This is a genomic window from Rubrivivax gelatinosus, assembly GCF_016583785.1.
Lineage (GTDB): Bacteria > Pseudomonadota > Gammaproteobacteria > Burkholderiales > Burkholderiaceae_C > Rubrivivax > Rubrivivax gelatinosus_B.
Genome location: NZ_NRRU01000079.1, coordinates 1 through 26,120, shown reverse-complemented (window position 1 = coordinate 26,120; position 26,120 = coordinate 1). Strand labels below are relative to the sequence as shown.

20 protein-coding genes and 1 tRNA gene are annotated in these 26,120 nt (G+C 71.8%); 12 read left to right on the top strand and 9 right to left on the bottom strand.

The window, feature by feature from the left end:
• The 4 genes from CKO43_RS18615 to CKO43_RS18600 all read left to right on the top strand — a co-directional run.
• A partial coding sequence (locus CKO43_RS18615; RefSeq protein ID WP_200379534.1) for a TolC family protein occupies window positions 1-588 on the top strand: 588 nt, incomplete at its 5' end.
• Entirely contained in the window at window positions 585-1,655 is a 1,071-nt protein-coding gene (locus CKO43_RS18610) for an HlyD family secretion protein (RefSeq protein WP_200231501.1), read from the top strand. The genes CKO43_RS18615 and CKO43_RS18610, both read left to right, overlap by 4 nt.
• Window positions 1,652-4,387, top strand: a complete 2,736-nt coding sequence (rbbA, locus tag CKO43_RS18605) for a ribosome-associated ATPase/putative transporter RbbA (RefSeq protein ID WP_200379533.1) — start codon at window positions 1,652-1,654, stop codon at window positions 4,385-4,387. The genes CKO43_RS18610 and rbbA overlap by 4 nt, the downstream gene beginning before the upstream one ends.
• 1 nt (window position 4,388) lies before the next feature.
• Window positions 4,389-5,519 (top strand): ABC transporter permease, encoded by a 1,131-nt coding sequence (locus CKO43_RS18600; protein WP_200231503.1) that lies wholly within the window; start codon window positions 4,389-4,391, stop codon window positions 5,517-5,519.
• Here CKO43_RS18600 and CKO43_RS18595 read toward each other — a convergent pair.
• From CKO43_RS18595 to CKO43_RS18580, 4 genes are all read right to left on the bottom strand, one after another.
• On the bottom strand, window positions 5,503-6,243 hold the full coding sequence (locus CKO43_RS18595) for a class I SAM-dependent methyltransferase (RefSeq protein WP_200379532.1): 741 nt from the start codon (window positions 6,241-6,243) through the stop codon (window positions 5,503-5,505). The two genes, CKO43_RS18600 and CKO43_RS18595, sit on opposite strands and share 17 nt — an antisense overlap.
• A gap of 58 nt (window positions 6,244-6,301) precedes the next feature.
• Entirely contained in the window at window positions 6,302-8,569 is a 2,268-nt protein-coding gene (locus tag CKO43_RS18590) for a TonB-dependent receptor (RefSeq protein ID WP_200379531.1), read from the bottom strand.
• A gap of 33 nt (window positions 8,570-8,602) precedes the next feature.
• On the bottom strand, window positions 8,603-9,274 hold the full coding sequence (locus CKO43_RS18585; protein WP_200379530.1) for an FMN-binding negative transcriptional regulator: 672 nt from the start codon (window positions 9,272-9,274) through the stop codon (window positions 8,603-8,605).
• 81 nt (window positions 9,275-9,355) lie between these two features.
• The gene (locus tag CKO43_RS18580) at window positions 9,356-10,108 is read right to left on the bottom strand and encodes an AraC family transcriptional regulator (protein ID WP_200231507.1); all 753 of its coding nucleotides are present in this window, start codon (window positions 10,106-10,108) and stop codon (window positions 9,356-9,358) included.
• A 134-nt stretch (window positions 10,109-10,242) separates the two neighbouring features.
• Here CKO43_RS18580 and CKO43_RS18575 point away from each other — a divergent pair, with 134 nt between their 5' ends.
• The 6 genes from CKO43_RS18575 to CKO43_RS18550 all read left to right on the top strand — a co-directional run bounded on the left by CKO43_RS18575 (window position 10,243) and on the right by CKO43_RS18550 (window position 18,739).
• Complete coding sequence (locus tag CKO43_RS18575; RefSeq protein WP_200379529.1) at window positions 10,243-11,199, top strand: alpha/beta hydrolase; 957 nt, start codon at window positions 10,243-10,245, stop codon at window positions 11,197-11,199.
• Window positions 11,196-13,331 (top strand): prolyl oligopeptidase family serine peptidase, encoded by a 2,136-nt coding sequence (locus CKO43_RS18570; RefSeq protein ID WP_200379528.1) that lies wholly within the window; start codon window positions 11,196-11,198, stop codon window positions 13,329-13,331. The genes CKO43_RS18575 and CKO43_RS18570 overlap by 4 nt, the downstream gene beginning before the upstream one ends.
• Entirely contained in the window at window positions 13,328-15,112 is a 1,785-nt protein-coding gene (locus CKO43_RS18565; RefSeq protein WP_200379527.1) for an ABC transporter substrate-binding protein, read from the top strand. The genes CKO43_RS18570 and CKO43_RS18565 overlap by 4 nt, the downstream gene beginning before the upstream one ends.
• Before the next feature lie 134 nt (window positions 15,113-15,246).
• Complete coding sequence (locus CKO43_RS18560; RefSeq protein ID WP_200379526.1) at window positions 15,247-16,368, top strand: beta-ketoacyl-ACP synthase III; 1,122 nt, start codon at window positions 15,247-15,249, stop codon at window positions 16,366-16,368.
• Between the two features lie 108 nt (window positions 16,369-16,476).
• A complete protein-coding gene (gene sstT / locus CKO43_RS18555) occupies window positions 16,477-17,724 on the top strand; it encodes a serine/threonine transporter SstT (RefSeq protein ID WP_200231512.1) in 1,248 nt (415 codons plus the stop codon).
• A gap of 130 nt (window positions 17,725-17,854) precedes the next feature.
• Window positions 17,855-18,739: an MBL fold metallo-hydrolase gene (locus CKO43_RS18550; protein ID WP_200231513.1), complete on the top strand. Its 885-nt coding sequence runs from the start codon at window positions 17,855-17,857 to the stop codon at window positions 18,737-18,739.
• 129 nt (window positions 18,740-18,868) lie between these two features.
• Here the strand turns inward: CKO43_RS18550 and CKO43_RS18545 are convergent.
• Window positions 18,869-18,944, bottom strand: a tRNA-Thr gene (locus CKO43_RS18545).
• Between the two features lie 270 nt (window positions 18,945-19,214).
• Between CKO43_RS18545 and CKO43_RS26145 the strand changes: the two genes are divergently transcribed.
• The gene (locus tag CKO43_RS26145) at window positions 19,215-19,343 is read left to right on the top strand and encodes a hypothetical protein (RefSeq protein WP_259373757.1); all 129 of its coding nucleotides are present in this window, start codon (window positions 19,215-19,217) and stop codon (window positions 19,341-19,343) included.
• Window positions 19,344-19,430: 87 nt separating this feature from the next.
• Here the strand turns inward: CKO43_RS26145 and mdeB are convergent, their stop codons facing one another.
• The 4 genes from mdeB to CKO43_RS18525 form a co-directional block, all read right to left on the bottom strand.
• Window positions 19,431-22,031 carry an alpha-ketoglutarate dehydrogenase gene (gene mdeB / locus CKO43_RS18540; RefSeq protein WP_200379525.1) on the bottom strand — a complete coding sequence of 867 codons (2,601 nt, stop codon included), beginning with the start codon at window positions 22,029-22,031 and terminating at the stop codon, window positions 19,431-19,433.
• A gap of 40 nt (window positions 22,032-22,071) precedes the next feature.
• Window positions 22,072-22,290, bottom strand: coding sequence for a hypothetical protein (locus tag CKO43_RS18535; protein WP_200231515.1), 219 nt, complete (start codon window positions 22,288-22,290; stop codon window positions 22,072-22,074).
• Between the two features lie 134 nt (window positions 22,291-22,424).
• Complete coding sequence (locus CKO43_RS26345) at window positions 22,425-23,786, bottom strand: ATP-binding protein (protein ID WP_200231516.1); 1,362 nt, start codon at window positions 23,784-23,786, stop codon at window positions 22,425-22,427.
• 105 nt (window positions 23,787-23,891) lie between these two features.
• On the bottom strand, window positions 23,892-24,623 hold the full coding sequence (locus CKO43_RS18525; protein ID WP_200231517.1) for a response regulator: 732 nt from the start codon (window positions 24,621-24,623) through the stop codon (window positions 23,892-23,894).
• 196 nt (window positions 24,624-24,819) lie between these two features.
• Between CKO43_RS18525 and CKO43_RS18520 the strand changes: the two genes are divergently transcribed.
• Window positions 24,820-26,112, top strand: coding sequence for a DUF4397 domain-containing protein (locus tag CKO43_RS18520; RefSeq protein WP_200231518.1), 1,293 nt, complete (start codon window positions 24,820-24,822; stop codon window positions 26,110-26,112).
• The last annotated feature ends 8 nt before the right edge of the window (window positions 26,113-26,120 follow it).

Genomic DNA, 26,120 nt, shown 5'->3' with positions numbered 1-26,120 from the left:
CTCGAACGCCGGCCCGACCTGCTGGCCGCCGAACACCAGCTGCGCGCCACGCGCGCCAGCGTCGGCGCGGCGCGCGCGGCCTTCTTCCCGCAGATCACGCTGACCGGCTCCTACGGCAGCGCCAGTGCCGAACTCGACGGCCTGTTCGAAGCCGGCAGCCGGCAGTGGCTGCTGACACCGTCGATCTCGCTGCCGCTGTGGGACTGGGGCCTGCGCGCACGCAACCTCGACCTGGCCGAGGCGCGCCGCGACATCGCCGTCGCGCAGTACGAGAAGAGCGTGCAGCAGGCTTTCCGCGACGTCGCCGACGCCTTGTCGGCGCGGCGCTGGCTGGACGAGCAGGCGCGCATCGCCGCCGAGGCGCGCGCTGCGCAGACCGAACGTGCGCGCCTGTCACGGCTGCGCTACGACACCGGCTCGTCGAGTTTCCTCGACGTGCTCGACGCCGAACGCGACCTGCTCAGCGCGCAGCAGGCGCAGGTGCAGGCGCGCCGCGCCGCACTCGCCGCACGCGTGGCGCTGTTCGCCGCGCTCGGCGGCGGCACCGAGCCCATCTCCTCATCCGTTTCCGCTTCCGAGTCGCCATGAACGCAGCCCTGCGCAAGTATTCGATCTGGATCGTGGCGGCCGCCGTCGTGGCCGCCGCCGCCTTCGCCATCGTCAAGGCCCGCAGCGGCGGCAGCGACGAGGGCATCGTCTCCGGCAACGGCCGGCTCGAAGCCACCGAGATCGACGTCGCCGCCAAGTTCGCCGGCCGCATCGACAAGATCAACGTCGCCGAAGGCGACTTCGTCGAAGCCGGCCAGCCGCTGGCGACGATGCAGGTCAGCTCGCTGCAGGCCCAGCACGACGAAGCCAGGGCGCGGCTGGCGCAGGCCGAAAGCACGGTCGCCAGCGCGCGCGCCCAGGTCACGGTGCGCGACAGCGACCGCCGCGCCGCCGAGGCCCTGGTGGCGCAGCGCGAAAGCGAACTCGACGCCGCCCAGCGCCGGCTCGGCCGCTCGGCCTCGCTCGAGCACGAAGGCGCGTCGTCGGCGCAGGAAGTCGACGACGACAACGCCCGCGTGCGCGGCGTGCGTGCCGCGCTGGTGGCGGCGCAGGCCCAGGTCGCCGCGGCCGAAGCCGGCGCTGCGGCCGCGCGCACCCAAGTCGACGGCGCACTCGCCACCGTGGCGGCGGCGCGCGCGACCGTGGCGCGCATCCAGGCCGACCTCGACGACGCGGTGCTGGTGGCGCCGCGCGCCGGGCGCGTGCAGTTCCTCGTCGCCCAGACCGGCGAGGTGGTCGGCGCCGGCGGCAAGGTGCTCAACCTCGTCGACCTGGCCGACGTCTACATGACCTTCTTCGTGCCCGAAGCCGCCGCCGGCCGGCTGGGGCTGGGCTCGGAAGTGCGCATCGTGCTCGACGCCGCGCCCGGCGTCGTGATCCCGGCGACGGTGAGTTTCGTCGCCAGCACCGCGCAGTTCACGCCGAAGACGGTGGAGACGGCGAGCGAGCGCCAGAAGATGATGTTCCGCGTGAAGGCGCGCATCGCGCCCGAGCTGCTGCGCCAGTACCGCGACCAGGTCAAGACCGGCCTGCCCGGCGTCGCCTGGGTGCGCACCGACCCGGCCGCCGCCTGGCCCGAACGGCTCGCGCTGCGCAAGCTCCCGTGACCGCAGCCGTCGTCCGCGCCGAAGCGCTGTCGCTGGCCTATGGCGCGGTGCTCGCGCTCGACAAGGTTTCGGTCGAGCTGCCGGCCGGCTGCATGGTCGGTCTCATCGGCCCCGACGGCGTCGGCAAGTCCAGCCTGCTGTCGCTGGTGGCCGGCGCGCGCGCGCTGCAGCAGGGGCGGCTGGAGGTGCTGGGCGGCGACATGGCCGACGCCCGCCACCGCCGCGAAGCCTGCCCGCGCATCGCCTACATGCCGCAGGGGCTGGGGCGCAACCTGTATCCGACGCTGTCGGTCGAGGAGAACCTGCAGTTCTTCGGCCGCCTCTTCGGCCACGGCCCGGACGAGCGCCGGCGCCGCATCGCTTCGCTGACCGCGGCCACCGGCCTGGCGCCTTTCCTCGAGCGCCCGGCCGGCAAGCTCTCGGGCGGCATGAAGCAGAAGCTGGCCTTGTGCTGCGCGCTGATCCACGACCCCGACCTGCTCATCCTGGACGAGCCGACCACCGGCGTCGACCCGCTGTCGCGCGCCCAGTTCTGGGACCTGATCGACTCGCTGCGTGCCGGCCGGCCGCAGATGAGCGTCGTCGTCGCCACCGCCTACATGGAGGAGGCCGAACGTTTCGACTGGCTGGTGGCGATGGACGCCGGCCGCGTGCTCGCCACCGGCACGCCGGCCGAGCTGCGCACGCGCACCGGCTGCGCGGCGCTGGAGCAGGCCTTCATCGCGCTGCTGCCCGAGGCCCGGCGCCAGGGCCACCACGAGGTCGTCGTGCCGCCGCTGGCCGCGGCCGGCGCCGACGACGAGATCGCGATCGAGGCCCAGGGCCTGACGATGCGTTTCGGCGACTTCACCGCGGTCGACCACGTCGACTTCCGCATCCGCCGCGGCGAGATCTTCGGCTTCCTCGGCTCCAACGGCTGCGGCAAGTCGACGACGATGAAGATCCTCACCGGCCTGCTGCCGGCGAGCGAGGGCCGCGCCTGGCTCTTCGGCCACGAGGTCGACGCCGCCGACATCGGCACGCGCCGGCGCGTGGGCTACATGTCGCAGGCCTTCTCGCTCTACGGCGAGCTGACGGTCGAGCAGAACCTGGTGCTGCACGCGCGCCTGTTCCAGATGCCCGAGGACGGCATCGCGGCGCGCGTGGACGAGATGCTGACGCGTTTCGAGCTGCAGGCCGAACGCGCCTCGCTGCCCGAGAAGCTGCCGCTGGGCATGCGCCAGCGCCTGTCGCTGGCGGTGGCGATGGTGCACCGGCCCGAGCTGCTGATCCTCGACGAGCCGACCTCGGGCGTCGACCCGATCGCACGCGACCAGTTCTGGGAGCTGCTGATCGAGCTTGCGCGCCGCGACCGGGTGACGATCTTCATCTCCACCCACTTCATGAACGAAGCCGAGCGCTGCGACCGCATCTCGCTGATGCACGCCGGGCGCGTGCTCGTCAGCGACCGGCCGCAGGCGCTGCGCGAGGCGCGCGGCGCGGCGACGCTGGAGCAGGCCTTCATCGCCTGGCTGCGCGAAGCCGGCGGCGGCGACGCCGCGCCGGCTGCCGAGGCGGCGGCGCCAGAACCCGCCGCCCCGGCGCACGCGGCCGCGAGCCGGCGCTCGTGGTTCAGCCTGCGCCGGCTGCTCAGCTACAGCTCGCGCGAGGCGCTGGAGCTGCGCCGCGACCCGGTGCGCGCGACGCTGGCGCTGCTGGGCACGGTGTTCCTGATGTTCATCGTCGGCTACGGCATCAGCATGGACGTCGAGGACCTGCCGTTCGCCGTGCTCGACGGCGACGACAGCGTGCTCAGCCACGACTACGCGCTGCAGATCGCCGGCAGCCGCTACTTCATCGAGAAGCCGCCGCTGACCAGCCACGCCGACCTGGACCGGCGCCTGCGCGCCGGCGAGATCGCGATGGCGGTGGAGATCCCGCCCGGGTTCGAGCGCGACCTGCTGCGCGGCAAGGTGCCGACGCTGGGCGTCTGGGTCGACGGCGCGATGCCCACGCGAGCCGAGACCGTGCGCGGCTACGTGCAGGCGATGCACCAGCAGTGGCTGGCGACGCAGGCGCGCGAGCGCCTGGGGGCGACGCTGGCGGCGGCGAGTTCGATCGAGCTGCGCTACCGCTACAACCCCGACGTGCGCAGCCTGCCGGCGATGGTGCCGGCGGTGATCCCGCTGCTGCTGCTGATGATCCCGGCGATGCTGGCGGCGCTGTCGGTGGTGCGCGAGAAGGAGCTGGGCTCCATCGTCAACCTCTACGTCACCCCGGTCACACGCGCCGAGTTCCTGCTCGGCAAGCAACTGCCCTACGTGCTGCTGGCGATGCTGAACTTCGTGCTGATGTGCGCGCTGGCGGTCACGGTCTTCGGCGTGCCGATCAGCGGCAGCTTCCTGTCGCTGGCGCTGGCGGCGCTGCTGTTCGTCGTCATCGCCACCGGCTTCGGCCTGCTCGCCTCGACCTTCACCAACACCCAGATCGCGGCGATGTTCATCACCATCATCGGCACCGTGCTGCCGGCGGTGCAGTTCTCGGGGCTGATCCACCCGACGAGTTCGCTCGAAGGCATGGGCCGCGCGATCGGCGCGGTCTACCCGGCGACGCACTTCCTGACCATCAGCCGCGGCATCTTCGCCAAGGGCCTGGACGTGGCCGACCTGGCCTCGTCGTACTGGGCGCTGGCGATCACGGTGCCGGTGGTGCTGGGGCTGGCACTGGTGCTGTTGAAAAAGCAGGAAAGCTGAGATGAACCGCGCCTGGTTCGCCACCGTCTACCGCCTGGGCGTCAAGGAGTTCTGGAGCCTGCTGCGCGACCCGATGATGCTGGTGCTGATCGCCTACACCTTCACGCTGTCGATCTATGCGGCGGCGACGGCGATGCCCGAGCCGCTGCACCACGCCACCATCGCCATCGTCGACGAGGACGACTCGCCGCTGTCGCAGCGCATCGCCGACGCCTTCTACGCGCCGCAGTTCCGGGCGCCGGAGCGCATCACGATCGCCGAGGTCGACCCGGCGCTGGACCGCGGCGACTACACCTTCGTGCTCGACATCCCGCCGAACTTCCAGCGCGACGTGCTCGCCGGGCGCCGGCCGGCGGTGCAGCTCAACGTCGACGCCACGCGCATCAGCCAGGCCTTCACCGGCGGCGGCCACGTGCAGCAGATCGTCGCCGCCGAAGTCGGCGAGTTCGTCGCGCACTACCGCGGCAGCACGCCGGCCGGCGTCGACCTGGCGCTGCGCATGCGCTTCAACCCGAACCTCGAATCGATGTGGTTCGGTTCGCTGATGGAGCTGATCAACAACGTCACGATGCTGTCGATCATCCTCACCGGCGCGGCGCTGCTGCGCGAGCGTGAACACGGCACGCTGGAGCACCTGCTGGTGATGCCGGTGACGCCGGCGCAGATCATGGTCGCCAAGGTCTGGTCGATGGGGCTGGTGGTGCTGGCGGCGGCCTGGTTCGCGCTCGTCTTCGTCGTCCAGCGTGTGCTGCAGGTGCCGGTCGAGGGCTCGATCGCGCTCTTCCTGCTGGCTGCGGCGCTGCATCTGTTCGCCACCACCTCGCTCGGCATCTTCCTGGCGACGATGGCGCGCACGATGCCGCGTTTCGGCATGCTGCTGGTGCTGGTGCTGCTGCCGCTGCAGCTGCTCTCGGGCGGCGTGACGCCGCGCGAGAGCATGCCGGCGCTGGTGCAGGACGTGATGCTGGTCGCGCCGACGACGCACTTCGTCTCGGCGGCGCAGGCGGTGCTCTACCGCGGCGCCGGCATCGAGGTGATCTGGCCGCAGCTGCTGGCGATCGCGGTGATCGGGGCGGTGTTGTTCGGCATCTCGCTCAAGCGCTTTCGGGAGTCGATCACGGGGCTTGCCTGAGCCGCGCCAGCATCACCCACAGGCTGGGCAAACCGAAACGTGCCGAGCCGGCGGGCTGCATGTGCATACAGCGCAGCTCGACGATCTCGAAACACTCGCCCCAGAGCGCACGCAGATCGGCCTCGGTGTAACCCAGACCGCCACCGAGCGAGCCGCGGCGGTAGACCTCGTCGTCGGTCCAACCGCTGCCGCCTTCCGGCCGGAAGCACACCAGCCCGACCAGGCCGCCGGCGCGCAGCGCGTGCGCCAGCAGGCGGATGTAGCCCTGGCGGCGGTGCGGTGCGATGTGGTGGAAACAGCCCGAGTCGTAGACCAGGTCGAGGCTGGCCACGGCCGGTGGGCGGTCGAAGACCGAGGCTTGCAGCAGTTCGATCACGACACCCTGCCGCTGCGCGCGTTCGCCGGCCCATTGCAGCGCCTGCGCCGACAGGTCCACGCCCTGCACCGTGAAGCCGCGCTCCGCCAGGTGGACCGCGTTGCGGCCATTGCCGCAGCCCAGATCCAGCGCCGCGCCCGGCGCGATCAGGCCGCGGTCCAGCCACTCGACGAGGTTCTCGTCGGGCGCGTCGACGAAGAAGGGGCAGGCGCGCTCGCGGTCGGCATAGAAGCCCTGCCAGCGTGTGTGCTCGGCGCTGTCCAGCAGGCGGTCGAGTGTCTGCAGTTCGGCCTCGCCGAGGGCGCCGAAGCGCCCTGCGGCCGAATCGGGGCTGGTTTCCGGCGGCATGGCGCATCGTCGCGTGCGGCCGCCGGGCCCGCAATACCCGGGGCTCAGCCGTCGCGCGTCAGTAATGCCAATTCGCGGTCAACCCGAAGGTGCGCGGCCGCAGCAGCGCCTCGCCGACGCCGTTGGCTTCGGCCACCGTGCGCGTGACGCCGCGTTTGTCGGTCAGGTTGGTGCCGAACAGCGTCAGGTCGGTGTGGCCCAGGCTGACGCGCAGCCGGGCGTCGAACTGGTTGTAGTTGCCCTGGCGGTGTTTCGTCGCGCCGGGCACCGAGGACTCCAGGTCGCTGTAGCCGCCCGAGACGAACTGGTGCGACAGGCTCAGCATCGGCGCGTAGTCGCCGCCGAAATGAACGTTCAGCAGGTTGCTGACGGTCCAGTCCGACGAACCCGGCAGGCGCGAGCCCGACGGCGCCGTGCCCGACCACAGGATGAACAGATCGTCCTCCAGCCGCGCCTTCTGCCAGGTCACCGTGGCCTGCCAGTCGAAACGCTCGTTCGGCCGCCAGCGCGTGGACAGCTCGATGCCGTCGCTGCTGGCCTTGCCGCCGTTGGCGGCGTAGTTGATGAAGTCCGGCGTCTGCAGCCGCAGCTGGATGTCGCTCCAGTCGAGGTGGAACACGGTCGCGTCGACGAGCAGCCTGCCGTCGGCCCAGCGCGAACGCAGGCCGAGTTCGTAGTTGCGCAGCGAGTCGCTCTTCGAGCCGCTGGGCACCGGGTAGGCGCTCAGCCCCTGCACGTTGGGCGTGCCGAAGCGGAAACCTTCGGACGCCAGCGCGTAGACCATCAGGTCGCGGCTGGCTTCGTACGCCAGCGACAGCTTCGGGTTGAAGCCGCTCTCCGAGACGTCGGAGCTGCTGCGTGCCGGGTCGCCCGGGTAGGTCGAGAAACCGACGCTGGTCTGGTCATAGTCGGCCTCGGTGCGGAACAGCCGCCCGCCGCCGGTCAGCTTCCACTGCGGCGCGAAGCTCCAGGTGGCTTCGCCGAACAGCGCCGCCTCGCGCCCCTTCACCTTGGTGTAGTAGGCGTTGAAGATCTCGCCGTCGGGGGCGATGACGGCGCCGCTGCCCGGGCCGTACAGCGACGAGTTGTCGAAGGCCGCCGCCGCGCCCTGCGCGCCGATCTGCTCGTAGAGCTTCTTGTCGGTGTCGAAATACATCGCGCCGACGACCCAGTCCAGCGTGCCGCCGGGTTGGGACGCCAGGCGGACCTCAAGGCTGTCGCTGCGGCTTTCGCCGCCGGACTTGATGTAGAGCGGCGACGTCAGATTCAGGTCCAGGTCGGCGTTGTAGGCGCCACGCACCGGCGTGTAGTCGAAGCGCCAGTCCTGCTGCTTGTCCTGGTGGGCGTAGATCGCGCTGAGGCGTGCCCCGCCCAGGTTCTGCTCCAGCCGCAGGCTGTGCACCGCCACACGCGTGTCGGTGTACTCAGAGATCGCGGTATTGCGCTCGAACTCGCCCAGGCCCTGGATGCGGTAGGCGTTGTCGTCGGAGTCGGTGTCCTGGATCAGGCTCAGCCAGCTGATCGTGGTGTCGCGCGACGGCGTCAGCACCGCCGAGAAGCGGCCGCCGGACAGCGTCGTCGTGTTCGCGCCGTCCTTGCCGGTGCCGACGTTGTCCAGCCAGCCCGGATCTTTGCGGTACTGGACGACGCCGCGCACCGCGAGCACGTCTTCCTTGATCGGCAGGTTCAGCATCGCCTTGCCGCTCCAGGCGGTGTCGGCGTTGCGCGTGCGGCTGACGGTGCCCTGCAGCGCGGCGTCGAAGGCACGCGAGTCGGCGGTGTTGGCGACGTACTGGATCGCGCCGCCCATCGAGGCCGAGCCGAACAGCGTGCCCTGCGGGCCGCGCAGCACCTCGACGCGCGCGAGGTCGAAGGTGTCGATGTCGGGCACGGCGATGGTCCAGCCGGGCTCGGTCAGCGGCACCTCGTTCAGGAAGTAGCCGGTCGTCGCCTGGCCCTGCACGTTGCCCGAGCTGGTGGCGATGCCGCGGATCACGACCTGCGAGACCCCCGGCTGGTAGTTGTTGAAGACGACGCCGGGTTCACGCTGGATGTAGTCGGCCAGGCTCTGCGCACCGGTGGCTTCGAGCTGCTCGCCGCTGACGGCCGAAACCGCGCCGGCGATGTCGCGCGCCTGGCTGGCACGTTTGCCGATGATCTGGATGCGTTCCTGGCCGGCTCCGGCGGCGGCCTCGGAGTCGGCGGCGGGCGGCGTCGGGGCGCCGGTGCTCTGCGCCGCGGCGATCTGCATCGCGAGCAGCGAGGACAGGCCGAGGCCGCGCCGCAGGGCACGACGGCGGAAGGTGCGAATACTCTTCTTGGACATGGCGGTGCGCAGTGGGTGATGGGCACCACGACATTAGGGCGCGTCGCCCGGATCGGCCGCGGCGTGCGGGTCAATGGTTGTCGCGGCCGGGCCGCGGCCGGGGTTGAAGCGGCACATCCAGTCCTGCAGCTCGCCGGCGCCGCCGGTGCGCAGCCCCGTCAAGATGTCGGCGTAGACGTCGTCGCGTTCGTCCTGGCCAAGTTTGTAGCGCTGGCGCAGCTCCAGCACCTCGGCGCGGAAACCGACGACGCGGCGCGCCAGTTCATGCAGCCGCGGCCCCATCTCGGCGCTGGCCCAGGCGCAAGGGCGCGCGCCTTCGTGCTGCCGCGACAGCAGGTCCAGATGCTGGTGCAGCGCCTCGTCGTCGACGAAGGCCACACGCACCCGGCACTGCGCGCTGGCGTAGTTCCAGCTCGGCGCCTGCGTGCGGTCCTGCATCCACGACGGCGAGACGTAGCCCTGCGCGCCCAGCCACAGCACCAGCGCCTCGGGGTCCTGGCGCAGCGCCGCGACCTGCGGGTTGGCGCGGGCGAAATGGCCTTCGATCGCGACCGGGCGGCCGTCGGCGCCGTATTCGACCAGCAGCGGCAGCGGCGTCGCGTGCGGGCCGTCGGGGCCGCGGCTGCTGATCCAGGCCAGCGGATGGGCCTGCACGAGGTCGGCGAAGTCCTGCGCGTCGCGCGCATCGAAACGGTGGGAACTCATGCGCTGCAGGCTACGCAGCGCCGCGGCCGCGTGCTGGCGCGCGCGGGCCGCTCAGGCGCGCGGCCGGGCCAGCCGGGGCTGTCAGCGTGTGTAGCGGCTGGGCGCCACGCCAAAGGCGCGCTGGAAGGCGGCGGTGAAGGCGCTGGGACTTTCGTAGCCGACGTCGTAGGCGATGGTCGTCACCGGCTGGCCGCAGGCCAGGCGCGCCAGCGCCTCGAGCAGGCGCACGTGCTGGCGCCACTCGGCCAGGCTCATGCCGGTCTCGTCGCGGAAGCAGCGTGTGAAGGTGCGCCGGCTCATGCAGGCGCGTTCGGCCCAGTCGTCGAGCGAGTCGTTGCGTGTCGGGTCCTCGATCAGCGCCCGGCAGACCTTGAGCAGGCGTGCATCGCGCGGCATCGGTGCGCTCAGGCGGGCGCCGGCGGGCACGGCGATGCTGTCGAGGATCAGCTGCACGATGCGGCCATCGCGCCCGGCGTGGTCGTACTCACGCGGCAGCGTCATCGCTTCGAGGATCAGCGCACGCAGCAGCTCCGAGACCTCGAGCACGCGGCACTCGCCCGGCAGACGGTCGTCCGCCTCGACATAGAGCGTGCGCACCGAAACGGCGCTGCGGCAGGTGACTTCGTGGAACACGCCGGCGGGCATCCAGATCGCGCGCTGCGGCGGGATCACGAAGCTGGCGTCGTCGGTCACGACCGACATCACGCCGGCAGCGGCGTACAGCAGCTGCGCGCGCGCATGGCTGTGGCGCGGGTCGACGAAACGGGCCGGATACTCGTCGGCCAGCGCCACCACCGGACGCGGCACCCAATCCAGGTCACGGCTGCTCAACATGGACGAGACTCTGCAAGATCCGGGCGCGACCGTCCATCCGGGCCGGCCTGATCGCGACAGTCGCTGACCCGGTGCCGACAGCGGCCCGGGGGCGCCGGCCCTAGCCTTGACCGACGCAAGCTCCGCCTCAGACGATGGCCGACGACCTCCTGCCCGACATCCGCCGCTTCCAGACCACGCTCGCCGAACGTTATGCCGCTTACCCGCCGTTGGACAGCGTCGGCCTCACCGAGGCCCGGCGCATCGCCGAGGCGGTGCGGGCGCCGCTGACCGAGGGTGGCCCCGCGATGGTGCAGACGGAAGAACACCGCATCGACACCGGTCTGGCCGGCCACGGCAGCCTGCGCCTGCGCCTGTATCGACCGGACAACAACACGCCGCTGCCGGCGCTGCTGTACCTGCACGGCGGCGGCTGGGTCTTCTTCAGCCTGGACACGCACGACCGGCTGATGCGCGAGCTGGCGCAGCGCGCCGGGCGCGTCGTCATCGGCATCGACTACGCGCTCTCTCCCGAGGCGCGGTTCCCGGTCGCGCTGGAGCAGACGGTGGCCGCCTGGCGCTGGGCGCAGGCCCAGGCCGCGGTGCTGGGGCTGGACGCCGGCCGCATCGCGCTCGGCGGCGACTCGGCCGGCGCCAACCTGGCGCTGGCCGCGGCGCTGCTGCTGCGCGACCGGCACGGCGCCGCACCCGACGCGATGCTGCTGAACTACGGTGTCTACAGCGACGACGACGACAGCGAGTCCTTCAGCCGCTTCGACGGCCCCGGCTACACGCTGGGGCGCGACGAGATGCGCTTCTTCTGGCGCCAGTACCTGGGCGAAGCCGCCGGGCGCCACGAGCCGCTGGCGATGCCGCTGCACGCCGCGCTGCAGGGCCTGCCGCGTGCCTGCCTGGTGGTCGCCGAATGCGACGTGCTGCGCGACGGCAGCCTGGCGCTGGCCGAACGCCTGGGCGCCGCCGGCGTCGACGTGACGCTGCAGCGCCACCCGGGCGCGACGCACAGCTTCCTGGAGGCTGTGTCGTGGTCGCCGACGGCGGCGAACGCACTCGCCCAGGCCGGCGCCTGGCTGCGCGCAGGAGCACCCGCATGAAGACCCGGCTGCGCCTGCTGCTCGCGCTGCTCGCCGCAGCCGTGCTGCTGCCCGTGCACGCCGCGGCCGACCCCGATCTCTGGCTGGAAGACGGCACCAGCGCCGCGGCCCGCGACTGGATCGCCGCGCGCAACGCCGAAACCGAGCGCCGCCTGGTGCAGGACCCGCGCCACGAGGCCCAGCGCCAGGGTTTCCTGGCCCAGGGCGCGGCCTCGCAGCACGACGAATACCTGAACGGCGGCCTGGTGCACCGGCTCGTCTCCGACGCCGCGCACCCGCTGGGAAGCTGGCAGGTGCGGGCCGCCAGTGGCGCGGCACGCGCCATCGTCGGCGCCGGCTGGCGCAGCGTGCTCGACCTGGACGAACTGGCGCGGCGCGAGGGCGTGCGCTGGAAGTTCCCGCTGTGGTGGATGAACCCGATGTGCGACACGACGATAGGCGCACGCTGCATCGTCCAGCTCTCGGCCGACGGCGGCGACCGCACCGTGCTGCGCGAGATCGACCTGCGCAGCGGCGCTTTCGTCGACGGCGGTTTTCGCATCGACACGCCGGCGCGGCACTACGCGCACTGGATAGACGCCGACCACCTGCTGCTCGCCAGCGACTTCGGCCCCGGCACGCTGAGCAATGCCGGCTACGCGCGCCAGGCCCGGGTCTGGACCCGCGGCACACCGAGCACCGAAGCCCGGCTGGTGTTCGACGCGCCCGAAGACGCGGTGCTCTACATCCCGCACAACTTCCGCCACGCGGGTGGCACGCTGTTCGTCGCCGAGGTCTGGCACCGCGCCGCCGGCGCGCCGTCGTGGTGGCTGCTGGACCCGCAGCGCGGCGCGACACGCTGGCAGCCGCCGGTGGACCTGGTGCGCTACCGCGGCCTGGCCGGCATCGTCGGCGAGCGCCTGATCGTGATGACGGCAAAGCCGCTGCGCCACGGCGACAAGACCTGGCCCGCCGGCAGCCTGCTGGCGCTGCCGCTGCCCGGGCGCAGCGGCACGATCGAGCCGGTCTTCATCCCCGGCGACCACGACGCCGTCGACCCGGTGTTCCACCTTGCGGTGGCCGAAGACGCGCTCTGGCTGGGCGTGATGCACGACGTCAGCGGCCGGCTCTACCGTGCCGTGCGCGGTGCCGGCGGCTGGACGCTGCAGCGCCAGCCGCTGCCCGAACACGCCGCCGTGCGGCTGCTGACCGGCGAAGCCGCGCCGTCGGCGGCGCTGGTGAAGACCGAGTCGCTGCTGCGTCCGCCCGAAACCACGCTGCGCGGCCCGGCCGGCAGCGAGACGCTGGGCAGCGACCACAGCGGCTTCGACACCCGGCCCTATGTCAGCGAGCAGTACTTCGCCACCAGCCGCGACGGCACGCGGGTGCCGTATTACCTGGTGCGGCCGCGCGCGGCGCGTGCCGACGGCCGCGGAGCGGCGCTGATCAGCGCCTACGGCGGCTTCGGCGTGTCGATGCTGCCGACCTTCCTGAACACCGAGTTCCACACCGACTTCGTGCGCCCGATGCTCGAAGCCGGCGCGCTGCAGGTGCACGCCAACATCCGCGGTGGCGGCGAATACGGCCCCGGCTGGCACCGGGCGGCGCAGCGGCGCGAACGCCAGCGCGGTGTCGAGGACCTGATCGCCGTCGCCGAGGACCTGGCGCGCCGCGGCTGGGCCGACCGGCGCCGGCTGGCTTTCGTCGGTGCGTCCAACGGCGGGCTGCTGGCGGCGGCCGCGGCGGTGCAGCGCCCCGACCTGTGGCGCGCGGTGCTGGCCGACGTGCCGCTGACCGACATGCTGCGTTTCCACGAGCTGCTGACCGGCTCGGTCTGGATAGACGAATACGGCGATCCGCGCGAGCCCGGCGACCGCGCCGCGCTGGCGGCGCTGTCGCCGCTGCACACCGTGCGCGACGGCGTGCTCTACCCGGCGATGCTGGTGACGACATCCAGCTCCGACGACCGCGTGCACCCCGGCCACGCACGCCGCTTCGCCGAGGCGCTGCGCCAGCGCGGCAGCCCGGTGCTGTTCCACGAAAGCAGCGACAGCGGCCACGGCGGCGCCGCGTCGCGCGAGGCGGTGGCGGCATTGCGCGCGCTGCAGACGGTGTTCCTGCTGCAGACGCTGGGGCTGGACCCGGCCCGATGAGGGCCAGACGCCTGCGCCGCGCCGCCGTCGCGCTCGGTCTGGCTCTGGCGCTGGCCTCGGCGGCGGCCGGGCAGAAGGTGCTGCGCTACGCCTTCCCGCTGCCCGAAAGCGGCTTCGACCCGGCGCAGATCACCGACCTGTATTCGCGCACCGTCGCCGCCGGCATCTTCGAAGCGCCGCTGGAGTACGAGTACCTGGCGCAGCCGGCGCGGCTGCGGCCGGCCACCGCCGCGGCGCTGCCCGAGGTCTCGGCCGACCACCGGCGTTTCGTCTTCCGGCTGCGCCCGGGCATCTTCTTCGCCGAGCACCCCGCCTTCGGCGGCCGCCGGCGCGAGCTGGTGGCCGAGGACTATGTCTATGCCCTGAAGCGCCACTACGACCCGCGCTGGAAGAGCGGCAACCTGCAGCAGCTGGAAAGTGCCGGCGTGCTCGGCCTGTCCGAGCTGCGCCAGCGCGCGCTGGCCGAACGCCGGCCCTTCGACTACGACACGCCGGTCCAAGGGCTGCGCAGCCTGGACCGCTACCGCTTCGAGCTCAGGCTGGCGCGGCCCGACCCACGTTTCGTGCACCTGTTCGCCGACCCCTCCTTCGCCGGCGCGGTGGCGCGCGAGGTCGTCGAGGCCGAGGGCCGCGACATCGGCGCGCACCCGGTCGGCACCGGCCCCTGGCGCCTGGTCGAATGGCGCCGCGGCCTGCGCATCGTGCTCGAACACCGCCCCGACTGGCACGGCCAGCACTACGCCGAGACAGCGCCGGCCGACGCCCCGGCGGCGCTGCGTGCCCAGGCCAACCGCTGGCGCGGACGCAGCCTGCCGATGCTCGACCGCGTCGAGATCGCCGTCATCGAGCAGCCGCAGCCGCGCTGGCTGGCCTTCCTCAACGGCGAACACGATCTGATCGAGAACCTGCCGGGCGACTTCGCCGCCCAGGCCCTGCCCGGCGGCCGGCTCGCGCCGCACCTGGCGGCACGTGGGCTGCAGGCCTGGCGGTCGCCGCTGCCCAGCATCGCGATGACCTATTTCGCGATGGCCGACCCCGTGGTCGGCGGTTACGGCGCGTCCCGCGTCGCGCTGCGGCGTGCGATCGCGCTGGCGGTCGACGTCGAGCGCGAACGCCTGCTGGTGCGCGGCGGCCAGGCGCTGCCGGCCAACGGGCTGATCGCACCGCTGACCTACGGCCACGACGCCGCGCTGCGCAGCGAGATGGGCACGCACGACCTGGCGCGGGCGCGCGCGCTGCTGGACCTGTACGGCTACGTCGACCACGACGGCGACGGCTGGCGCGAAGCCCCGGACGGCCGGCCGCTCAGGCTGCGCTACGCCATGCAGAGCGACGCCACCAGCCGCGCGCTGGCCGAGCAGTGGCAGCGCAACATGGCGGCGCTGGGGCTGCGCATCGAGTTCGAGATCGCGACCTGGGCCGAGAACCTGAAACGCTCGCGCGCCGGCCGGCTGATGATGTGGGGCGTCGGCTGGATGGCCTCGGAGCCCGACGGCGACACCTTTCTCGCGCTCGGTTACGGCCCGAACGCCGGCCAGGGCAACCCTTCGGGTTTTGCGCTGCCGGCCTTCGACAGGCTCTACGAACACCAGCGCAGCCTGCCCGACGGGCCGCAGCGGCTGGCGGCGATGCAGGCCGCACAACGCCTGCTGCTGGCCTACATGCCGATGAAGGTGCATGTGCACCAGCTCGCGACCGACCTGGCGCAGCCGGCGCTGCAGGGCTACCGCCGCAACCCTTTCGTGCCCAACTTCTGGAAGTACGTCGACCTGGAGCGCTGAACGCGTCGCGCCGGGCCGACGCGCCGGCCGGCGATGCACCGCTTCGGCGAGCCCGGTGTTCGCCAGGGCACCGCGACGGTGCCCCGGCGCCTACACTGGCGGGCTGGCACCACCACGAGACCCCGCCCCAAGCCATGACCCGAGTCGTCATCAGCGGCACCGGCCTGTTCCGCCCGCCGCACGTCATCAGCAACGCCGAACTCGTCGCCGCCTACAACCGCTACGCCGAACTGCAGAACGAGCAGCACGCCGCCGCCATCGCCGCCGGCGAGCGCCAGGCGATGGTGCCGTCCAGCGTCGAGTTCATCGAGAAGGCCTCGGGCATCAAGCAGCGCTACGTGCTCGAGAAGGACGGCCCGCTGGACCCGACGCGCATGTATCCGCGTTTCGCGCCGCGCGCCGACGACGAGCTCTCGCTGATGGCCGAGATCGCGGTCGACGCCGCCCAGCAGGCGCTGGCCGCCGCCGGCAAGACCGGCGCCGACGTCGACATGGTGATCTGCGCGGCGTCCAACATGCAGCGCGCCTACCCGGCGATGGCCATCGAGATCCAGCAGGCGATCGGCGCCGGCGGCTTCGGCTTCGACATGAACGTCGCCTGCTCGTCGGCCACCTTCGGGCTGGAGCAGGCGGTCAATGCCGTCAAGTCGGGCAGCGCCAAGTGCGTGCTGATGGTCAACCCCGAGATCACCTCGGCCCACATCGAGTGGCGCGACCGCGACTGCCACTTCATCTTCGGCGACGTCTGCACCGCCGTCGTCGTCGAGGCCGCCGACACCGCGACCGCCGCCCAGCAGTGGGACGTGCTGGGCACGCGGCTGGCGACGAAGTTCTCGAACGCGATCCGCAACAATTTCGGCTTCATGAACTCGTGCGAGGACGGCGACCCGGACGCACGCGACAAGAAGTTCCGCCAGGAAGGCCGGCGCGTCTTCAAGGAAGTGGTGCCGATGGCCGCCGCCCACATCGAGGCCCACCTGACGGCACTCGGCCACGAGAGCACCGACGTGCGCCGCTACTGGCTGCACCAGGCCAACCTGGGCATGAACCAGCTGGTGCTGAAGAAGCTGGTGAACCGCGAGGTCGGCGCCGACATCGCGCCGCTGATCCTCGACGAGTACGCCAACACCGCGTCGGCCGGCTCGATCATCGCCTTCCACGAGCACAGCGCCGACCTGGCCAGCGGCGACCTGGGCGTGATCTGCTCCTTCGGCGCCGGTTATTCGATCGGCAGCGTCGTCGTCAGGAAGCGCTGATACCTCCTCTTGCCCGCCGGCCTGCGCACGCCGCCGGCATCTGCGTGCCGTCATCGGGACGGCCGCGGTGCTGACCTTTTCCCCTTCCTCTCGACACTGGAAACAAGCATGGCCTCGGCCACCCAGGTGATCTCGCGACTGCTAGTCCGTACCCCCATCGTGACCCAGATCTTCGTCGGCCTGGTGCTGGGCATCCTGCTCGCGATGCTCGCGCCCGACGCCGCACGCTCGGTGGCCGTTCTCGGCGACGTCTTCGTCGCCGCGCTGAAGGCGGTGGCGCCGGTGCTGGTGCTGGTGCTCGTCGCCGCCGCGATCGCCTCGCACGAGCAGGGGCAGCCGACACACATCCGGCCCATCCTGCTGCTGTACCTGGTCAGCACCGCCTGCGCGGCGCTGGTCGCGGTCGTCGCCAGCAACCTGTTTCCGACGACGCTGCTGCTGAGCGCGCCGCCGGCCGGCGGGCAGGCGCCTGCCGGCATCATCGGCGTGCTGCGCAACCTGCTGCTGTCGGCGGTGCAGAACCCGGTGAAGGCGCTGATCGAGGCCAACTTCATCGGCATCCTGACCTGGGCGATCGGGCTGGGCATCGCGCTGCGCCATGCCGGCGAGGGCACGCGCATGATGCTGTCCGACCTGGCCGACGCCGTCTCGCGCATCGTGCAGACCGTGATCCGCTTCGCCCCGCTGGGCATCTTCGGCCTGGTCGCGGCGACGCTGGCCGAATCGGGCCTGGGCGCGCTGCTGGGCTACGGCCGGCTGCTGCTGGTGCTGGTCGGCTGCATGGTCTTCGTCGCGCTGGTCGTGAACCCGCTGCTGGTCTGGTGGAAGCTGCGCCGCAACCCCTATCCGCTGGTCTTCACCTGCCTGCGCGAGAGCGGCATCACCGCCTTCTTCACGCGCAGCTCGGCGGCCAACATCCCGGTGAACCTGGCGCTGTGCCGCAAGCTGAACCTGCACGAGGACACCTACTCGATCTCGATCCCGCTGGGCGCGACGATCAACATGGCCGGCGCCGCGATCACGATCAGCGTGATGGCGCTGGCCGCGGCGCACACGCTGGGCATACAGGTCGACCTGGCGACCTCGCTGCTGCTGTGCGTGGTCGCGTCGCTGGCGGCGGCCGGCGTCTCGGGCGTGGCCGGCGGCTCGCTGCTGCTGATCCCGATGGCGACCAGCCTGTTCGGCATCTCGGCCGACGTCGCGATGCAGGTGGTCGCGATCGGCTTCGTCATCAGCGTGGTCCAGGACTCGTTCGAGACCGCGCTGAACTCGTCGACCGACGTGCTGCTGACGGCGGCCTGCTGCCCCGACGACCTCAGGCTGCCGTCGGACGCCGGGCGCACGACGGTCCGCTGAGCCGCCGCGGGATCCTCCGGCATCATCGAAGTCGCCGCCGGGGCGCGTGCCTGCCCCCCGGCTTGAGCGCCCGTCCGGGCGGCCGGCGCCGGGTACAACAGGGCCGACGCCCTGCCCGCCGAAGCCCGCGATGAACACCGCCAGCGCCCTCCACGTCGAATCGTTCCACGACGCCGCGACCTCGACCTTCAGCCACATCGTGCTCGACCGCGGCAGCGGCCGCTGCGCGATCGTCGACAGCGTGCTCGACTACGACGCCGCGGCCGGCCGCACCGGCACCCAGGGCGCAGACCGCTTGATCGCGCGCGTGCACGCCCTCGGCGCCCAGGTGCAATGGCTGCTGGAGACCCATGTGCACGCCGACCACCTGTCGGCCGCGCCCTATCTGCAGCAACGGCTCGGCGGACGGCTCGCGATCGGCCGCCACATCACGACGGTGCAGCAGACCTTCGGCCAGCTGTTCAACGCCGGGCCCGGCTTCGCACGCGACGGCAGCCAGTTCGACCATCTGTTCGACGACGGCGAACGCTTCACGATCGGCGAGCTGAGCGCCGTCGCGCTGCACACGCCGGGCCATACGCCGGCGTGCATGACCTATGTCGTCGAGCACCAGGAGGAACGCGCCGCCTTCGTCGGCGACACGCTGTTCGCACCCGACTACGGCTCGGCGCGCTGCGACTTCCCCGGCGGCGACGCGGCAACGCTGTACCGCTCGATCCGCCGCGTGCTGTCGCTGCCGCCGGCCACCCGGCTGTACCTGTGCCACGACTACCCGCCGGGCGGGCGCGAACCCTGCGCCCTGAGCAGCGTCGCCGAGCAGCGTGCCGGCAACGTGCACGTGCACGACGGCGTCGGCGAACAGCAGTTCGTCGCGATGAGGACGGCGCGCGACGCGACGCTCGGAATGCCGGCGCTGCTGCTGCCGGCGGTGCAGGTCAACATGCGCGCCGGCCACCTGCCGCCGGCCGAGGACAACGGCGTGCGTTATCTGAAGATCCCGCTGGACGCGGTCTGAGGCGCAGGCCCGGACGCGCCTTCACGCCCGGACACGACTGCGCGCTTGAGGGCGGGGAGGCAGCGGCAACATCCGGCTCGCGAAAAACAAGAAGGGCCTGGCGGTGAGCCAGGCCCTTCTTGTTTTATCTGGTGCCGGTGAAAGGAGTCGAACCCTCGACCTTCGCATTACGAATGCGCTGCTCTACCAACTGAGCTACACCGGCGACGTAAGCCCGCGACTATAGCATGGATCAGTCGGTCTCCCGCAAGTCCGGCCCGAACGAATCCTTTCAGGTGCCGCCCGCGCCCCGCGTTGCGGCTGGTCCAGCCCGAACGCGCTGGGCCGCCGCAAAACCGTTGCTCCGCTGAGGACAAAACCGGTGCGGCCGAACCTGACGAGACCCATCGGTATATTTCTATACCGCGCAGTCACCAAATGACTTCGCTGGTCGCAACCTCGTCCTGTTCCACCCCAACCGTCGGAGACCACTGCCATGCGTCACGAAACCGCCATCGCGAACGAATCCCGGCTCCGCTTCCTGGACCGCTGGGTTGTGCTGGCCATCCTCGCCATCACCCTCGTCCCGCTCGTGCCCTATGCCCTGACCGGGGCCGCCAGCTGAACGTTCGCGGCCGGGCCGCCAGGCCCGGCATTCGCCCGTGACGGCCGGCTGCCGTTTCGCATCGCCCGGGCCTCGGCCCGGGCGATGTCACGTCTGGCCGCGCCGTGGCAGGCGCAAGGCCTGCAGCGCCGCCTGCACGATGCTGGCGGCGTCGACCTCGAAGTAGGCGCGCAGGCGCCGGCGCGTGTCGCTGCGGCCGAAACCGTCGGTGCCCAGCGTGAGGTAGCGCGCGTCGACGTACTCGGCGATCAGCTGCGGCCAGGCGCGCACGTAGTCGGTGGCCGCGACCACCGGCGCGTCGCCGGCCAGCAGCCGCTCGACCTGCGACACACGCGGTTCGGCCTGGGGCTCGACGCGGTCCAGCCGCCGGCACGCGGCCGCGTCGCGCGCCAGCTCGGAGAAGCTGGTCGCGCTGAACACCTCGCAGGCGATGCCATGTTCGGTGGCCAGCACGCGCGCCGCCGCCTGCACCTCGCGCAGGATCGCGCCCGAGCCCAGCAGCCGGATCTGCACCGGCCCGTCGCCCACCTGCTCCAGCCGGTACAGGCCGCGCAGCAGGTCCGCGTGCACGCCCGCGGGCAGGCTGGGCATCTCGACGTTCTCGTTGGTCAGCGTGACGTAGTGGAACTCGTCGCGCTGCTCGACCAGCATGCGCTGCAGCCCGTGTTCGACGATGACCGCGAGTTCGCCGGCGTGCGCCGGGTCCCAGGCGCGGCAGGTCGGCACCGTCGCGGCGACGACGAGACTGGAGCCGTCCTGGTGCTGCAGGCCCTCGCCGCCCAGCGTCGTGCGCCCGGCGGTGGCGCCGAACAGGAAGCCGCGCGCGCGCTGGTCGGCCGCGGCCCAGATCAGGTCGCCGACACGCTGGAAGCCGAACATCGAGTAGTAGATGTAGACCGGCAGCATCGGCAGGCCGTGCACCGCGTAGCTCGTCGCCGCGGCGATCCACGAGCTCATCGCGCCGGCTTCGTTGATGCCCTCCTCGAGCAGCTGGCCGTCGGCCGACTCGCGGTAGTACAGCATCGAGGACGCGTCCTCGGGCTCGTAGCGCTGGCCGCCGGGCGCGTAGATGCCGATCTGGCGGAACAGGCTGGCCATGCCGAAGGTGCGCGCCTCGTCGGCGACGATGGGCACGATGCGCGGGCCCAGCACCGGGTCCTTCAGCAGGCCGCCGAGCAGGCGCACCGCGGCCATCGTCGTGCTCATCTCCTTGCCGGCGGCGTCGAGCGCGAAGCTGCCCCAGGCCGCCAGCGGCGGCACCGGCAGCACCGGCGCGGCCGCATTGCGCCGCGGCAGCGGCCCGCCCAGTGCCTCGCGCTGCTGGCGCAGGTAGCGCATCTCGGGGCTGTCGGCCGCGGGCTTGAAGAACTTCAGCGCCGCCAGGTCGGCGTCGTCCAGCGGCAGCGCAAAGCGGTCGCGGAAGGCCTTCAGCGCCTCGACGTCGAGCTTCTTGGCCTGGTGCGCGGTCATGCGGCTCTCGCCGACGCCGCCCATGCCGTAGCCCTTCTTGGTCTTGGCCAGGATGACCGTCGGCCGGCCGCGGTGCGCGCGTGCTTCGGCGAAGGCGGCGTAGAGCTTGCGGAAGTCGTGGCCGCCACGTTTCAGGGCGTCGATCTCGGCCGGGCTCATGTGCGCCACCAGCCGCTGCACCTCGGGGTTCACGCGGAAGAAGTGCTCGATGTTGTAGGCGCCGTCGTTGGCACCCAGCGTCTGGTACTGGCCGTCGACGGTGCCGGCGAGCGCCTTCAGCAGCACGTGCTGGGTGTCGCGCGCGAACAGCGCGTCCCAGTCGCTGCCCCAGAGCACCTTGATGACGTTCCAGCCGGCGCCTTTGAACAGCGACTCCAGCTCCTGGATGATCTGGCCGTTGCCGCGCACCGGGCCGTCCAGGCGCTGCAGGTTGCAGTTGACGACGAAACACAGGTTGTCGAGCTGCTCGCGCGCGGCCAGCGTCAGGCCGGCGATCGACTCGGGCTCGTCCATCTCGCCGTCGCCGAAGACACCCCAGACGCGCCGGCCCTCGGTCTGCAGCAGCCCGCGCGCCTGCAGGTAGCGCATGAAACGCGCCTGCCAGACGGCATTCAGCGGCCCCAGGCCCATCGAGCCGGTGGGGAACTGCCAGAACTCGGGCATCAGCCAGGGGTGCGGGTACGAACACAGCCCGGGCCCGGCGATCTCCTGGCGGTAGTTGGCGAGCTGCTCGTCGCCGAGCCGCCCTTCGAGGAAGGCGCGGGCGTAGATGCCGGGCGCCGAATGCGGCTGGAAGAAGACGAGGTCACCCGACTGGCCGTCGGCGCTGCCACGGAAGAAGTGGTTGAAGCCGACTTCGAAGATCTCGGCCGCCGACGCGTAGCTGGCGATGTGGCCGCCGAGTTCGCCGTAGGCCTCGTTGGCGCGCACCACCATCGCCAGCGCGTTCCAGCGCAGCACCGCGGTCAACCGCTCTTCGATGCGCAGGTCGCCCGGGTAGGCGCCCTGGCGCTCCAGCGGGATCGTGTTGCGGTAGGCCGAATACGGCGGCACGTGCGACACGACGCCAAGCTGCTGCGCCTGACGCTCGAGCTGCTCGAGCAGGTAGAGGCCGCGTTCGGGCCCGGCGTCGGCGACCACGGCCTGCAGCGCTTCCAGCCATTCCCGCGTCTCCTGCGGGTCGGTGTCGGGGGTTTCAAGGGATTCGGGGGCGCCCATCAAGACTCCAGCTCGGCCTCGTGGGCCGGGGGCCGCAAGTCTAGGACGGACGCGCGCTGTCCGGGCGCGGGGCCTTGCCGGCATCGCCGCTTTCGGCCAATACACGGCGCAGCCGGCTCGCGATCTGGGCCGCGGCGCTGCGGCCGCTGCTGAAGGCGTCGAGCAGCGCGGCGAGCTGGGCTTCGTCGTCGAGAGCGACGCCGTCGGCTGACGGTTCGCGGGCCGGCGCGCTGCCGGCTGGGAGGTGCTGTCGTTTCATCGTCTGCTTTCTCACGGGGCCGATGTGCCGCCGCGCGAAACGCATGGTCATGCCATCGTGCCGGCGGCGATGCGGCGAACAGCACCGGCAAGCGCCACCAAGATGACGCCGCGTTGCAGCGGCGTGAAGCGGCTTTAGCGCCGCGGGATCGTCAGCTCGATGCCGGTGCTGCCGTTGGCACGCGCCAGCCGCAGCTCGCCGCCCCACTGCTGCACGATCTGGGCGACGATCGCCAGGCCCAGGCCGCAGTGGCCCTCGCCGCCGCGCGCCGGCGACAGCCGCACGAAGGGCTGCTGCGCGAGTTCGAACTCGGTCTCGCTCATGCCGTGGCCCTGGTCCAGCACGCGCAGCACCGCGCCGCCATCGGCCGCCACGAGCTCGACGCGCACCGGTGGCCTGCCGTAGGCGAAGGCGTTGTCGATCAGGTTGCCCAGCAGGCGCTGCACCGGCAGGTCCGGCATGGGCCAGTCCAGAGGCTCGATGACGGCCTCGACCGCGTCACCGTGCGCCACATGGCGTTGCACCACACCTTCGACGGTGCGCGCCAGCGGCGCGTCGCGGCCGATGGCGTCGGCGCGTTCGAGCTGAACGTAGGCCAGGAACTGGTCGATGATGCGTTCGAGCGAGCCCAGGTCGGCGGCCAGCGCGTCGCCGACGGCGGGCTCGCACTGCGTCTCGGCGCGCAGGCGCAGCCGCGCCAGCGGCGTGCGCAGGTCGTGCGACAGGCCGGCGAGCAGGTTCTGGCGCGTCGCGCGGCCCGCCTCGACGGCGCGCACCAGAGAGTTGAACGAAGCCGCCAGCGAACGCAGCTCGTCGCTGCCGCGGCCGTTCTCGTCGATCGGCTGCAGCGGCGCGCGCTGGCGCGCGATCTCGTCGGCCAGGCGCTGGATCGGCCGCGCGACATAACGCGCCGACAGCAGCAGCGCGCCCGAGACCAGCACCATCAGCACGCCGAGCCAGAACAGCAGGGTCTCGAACAGCGCCGGCCGCGGCATTGCGCCGCCGAACGCGATCCACCAGCGCTGCTGGTCGACCGGCACGCCGATCACCAGCCCGTTCGGGCCCGCCGGCCCCGGGCCGCGGCGCACCACCGCGCCCGGACCCAGGCGCTGCTCCAGTTGGTGCCCCAGCGGGCCGGCGGCGGCGTTGCCCGGGCCGTCGAGCAGGCCCGGCTCGCGCAGCCGCTGCGGCGCATCCGGGCCTTCCGGCGCGCGTTCGCCGAAGCCGCCGTCGCCCGGCCACGGCGGCGAGACGCCGACCTGCACGCGAGCGTCGGACAGACGGCGCGCGAGCGCCGGCCGGTCGGCCGGGTTCGCCGCGGCGAGTGCAGCCTGGATCGTGGCCGCGTGCGCCGCGGTCTCGGCGGCGAGTTCGTCGAGCACCGGCACGAGCCAGAACCGCAGCACCAGCGCCTGCGACAGGAACGCGAGCGCCGCGACCAGCGCGACGCCGGCCGTCAGGCGGCCGACCAGCGTACCTGCAGCGGCGCCGGCCACCTTAGTGCCGGCCCCTGGCGGCGGCCCACGCATGCGCGGCGCGCACCCAACCGCAGCGGACCGGGCTCGCCGGGCCGCGGGCGCGGGCGCTGCGGAGCCGGGTCATCAGGCGGCGGCCTGGCGCGGCAGGTGCGGCACGAACATGTAGCCGTGACCGCGCACGGTCTGGATGTAGCGCGGCATCGCCGAGTCGGGCTCGACGATCTTGCGCAGCCGCATCACGGCGACGTCGGCGGTGCGCGCCAGCAGTTCCTCGCCGCGTGTGTGCGACACCGACAGCAGGCGCTCGCGCGAGATCGGCACGTGCGGGTTGCCGACGAGCTCGGCCAGGATCGCGTATTCGACGGTGGACAGCACGCGCAGCTCGCCGTTGGCGGCGTGCAGGCTGCGCGTGGCCGGCACGAAGGTGTGGGCGCCGATGCGCACCTCGCGGTCGCTGGGCGCAGGCATGCCCGGCAGCGTGCTGGTGCGGCGCAGCACGGCGCGGATGCGCGCCAGCAGCTCGCGCGCCGAGAACGGCTTGCCGAGGTAGTCGTCGGCGCCCATCTCCAGGCCCAGCACACGGTCGACCTCCTCGGTGCGCGCGGTCAGCAGGATCACCGGCACGCGGTCGCCGTCGGCGCGCAGGCGGCGACAGGCGTCGACGCCCGACTCGCCCGGCAGCATCACGTCGAGCACGATCAGGTCGGGGCGGCGGCGGTGGATGCGCCGCATCATCTCCTCGGCGCTGGACATGGCCGTCACCGACAGGCCCTGGCGTTCCAGGTAGGCCGACAGCATGTCGCGCATCGCAGGGTCGTCTTCGACGACGTAGAGGTGGTGCGGGGTCGTTTCCATGGCCGTCAGCGTAGTCGCGTCGTGTTTCTATTTGTAGCGCAGCGTTGAGTTAGAGTATCGCGGCTGCGCTCGTCGCCGGACACGCCACGTCATCGACGGTCGCCGACAGCAACCTGCAGGCAACGTGCGCTACGTGCGTAGACGGTGCAATCGCGAGACGGTGCCTTCGCGGCGCCAGACCTTCGAAGGAACGACGATGATGCTCTCCACGATCGCGAAGCGGGGCCTTGCCCTGCTGTTCGCGGCTTCCGCGCTGACCCTGACCGCCTGCGGCGGTGGCGGTGGCGGTGGCTCCGCCCAACTGCGCGTGCTCAATGCCGCCTCCGATGTCGAATCGATAGACGTCGACATCGACGACACGACGACGTTCTCGGCCGTCGCATCCGACACGCTGAGCGGCGCCTACACCAAGATCGACGCCGACAGCTACACGATCAAGGTTCGCGCCACCGGCAGCACCGCGACGCTGGCCACCGGCACCTACTCGCTGTCCAAGAGCAAGCACTACACCGGCGTCGTCTGGGGCCGCAGCGGCGCGCTGAAGTTCGTCACGCTGCCGGAAGACTCCGACACCGACGACATCGACGACGGTTACGGCAAGCTGCGCGTCTACAACGCGACCACCGACGCCGGGTCGCTCGACGTCTACCTGACCCAGGACGACACCGACCTCGCCGATTCCACCGCCACCGCCAGCAGCGTCAGCGCCTCGTCGCTGGGCAGCTACAAGGATGTCGGCGTCGGCACCTACCGCCTGCGCGTGACCAGCGCCGGCGACCCCGACGACGTGCGCCTGGACGTCAGCGGCATCACGATCAACCAGTACGAGTACTCGACGCTGATCATCACCGCCGGCACCGGCGGCGTGCTCGTCAACGGTGCCGTGCTGGTTCAGCAGGGCGACCTGACGCTGACCAAGAACACCCAGGCGCGCATCCGGGTCGTCGCCGGCGTCGAATCGCGCGGCAGCGTCAACGCGACGCTGAACGGCTCGACCATCAGCACGCTGGTGTCGCCCTCGGTCGGCACCTACACGGCCGTGACGGCCGGCAGCGGCACGCTCGCGGTCAAGGTCAACGGCAACACCGTCAGCTCGGCGACGCAGACGCTCAAGCCCGGTGCCGACTACACGCTGATCACCTACGGCACCGCCGACAGCACGAGCGTCAAGCTGCTGAGCGACGACAACCGCCTGCCGACCGCGTCGACGCGCTACCGCATCCGCCTGGTCAACGCCGCCGCGACCACGGACACGCTGTCGCTGTCGGTGGACTACGCCGCGCTGGTCAACGACGTCGCCGTCGGCACCTCGTCTGCCTTCGTCAACGCGACGGTCAACGACGATGCGCGCGTGGACGTGACCACCACCTCGGGCGGCGCCTACCTGTACACGAAGGACGAGGTCAACCTCCAGGCCTACGGCGTCTACACGATGTTCGTGCTCGGCGGCGATACCGCCCCGACCGGCACCCTGCGCAAGGACCGCTAACTGCCCCC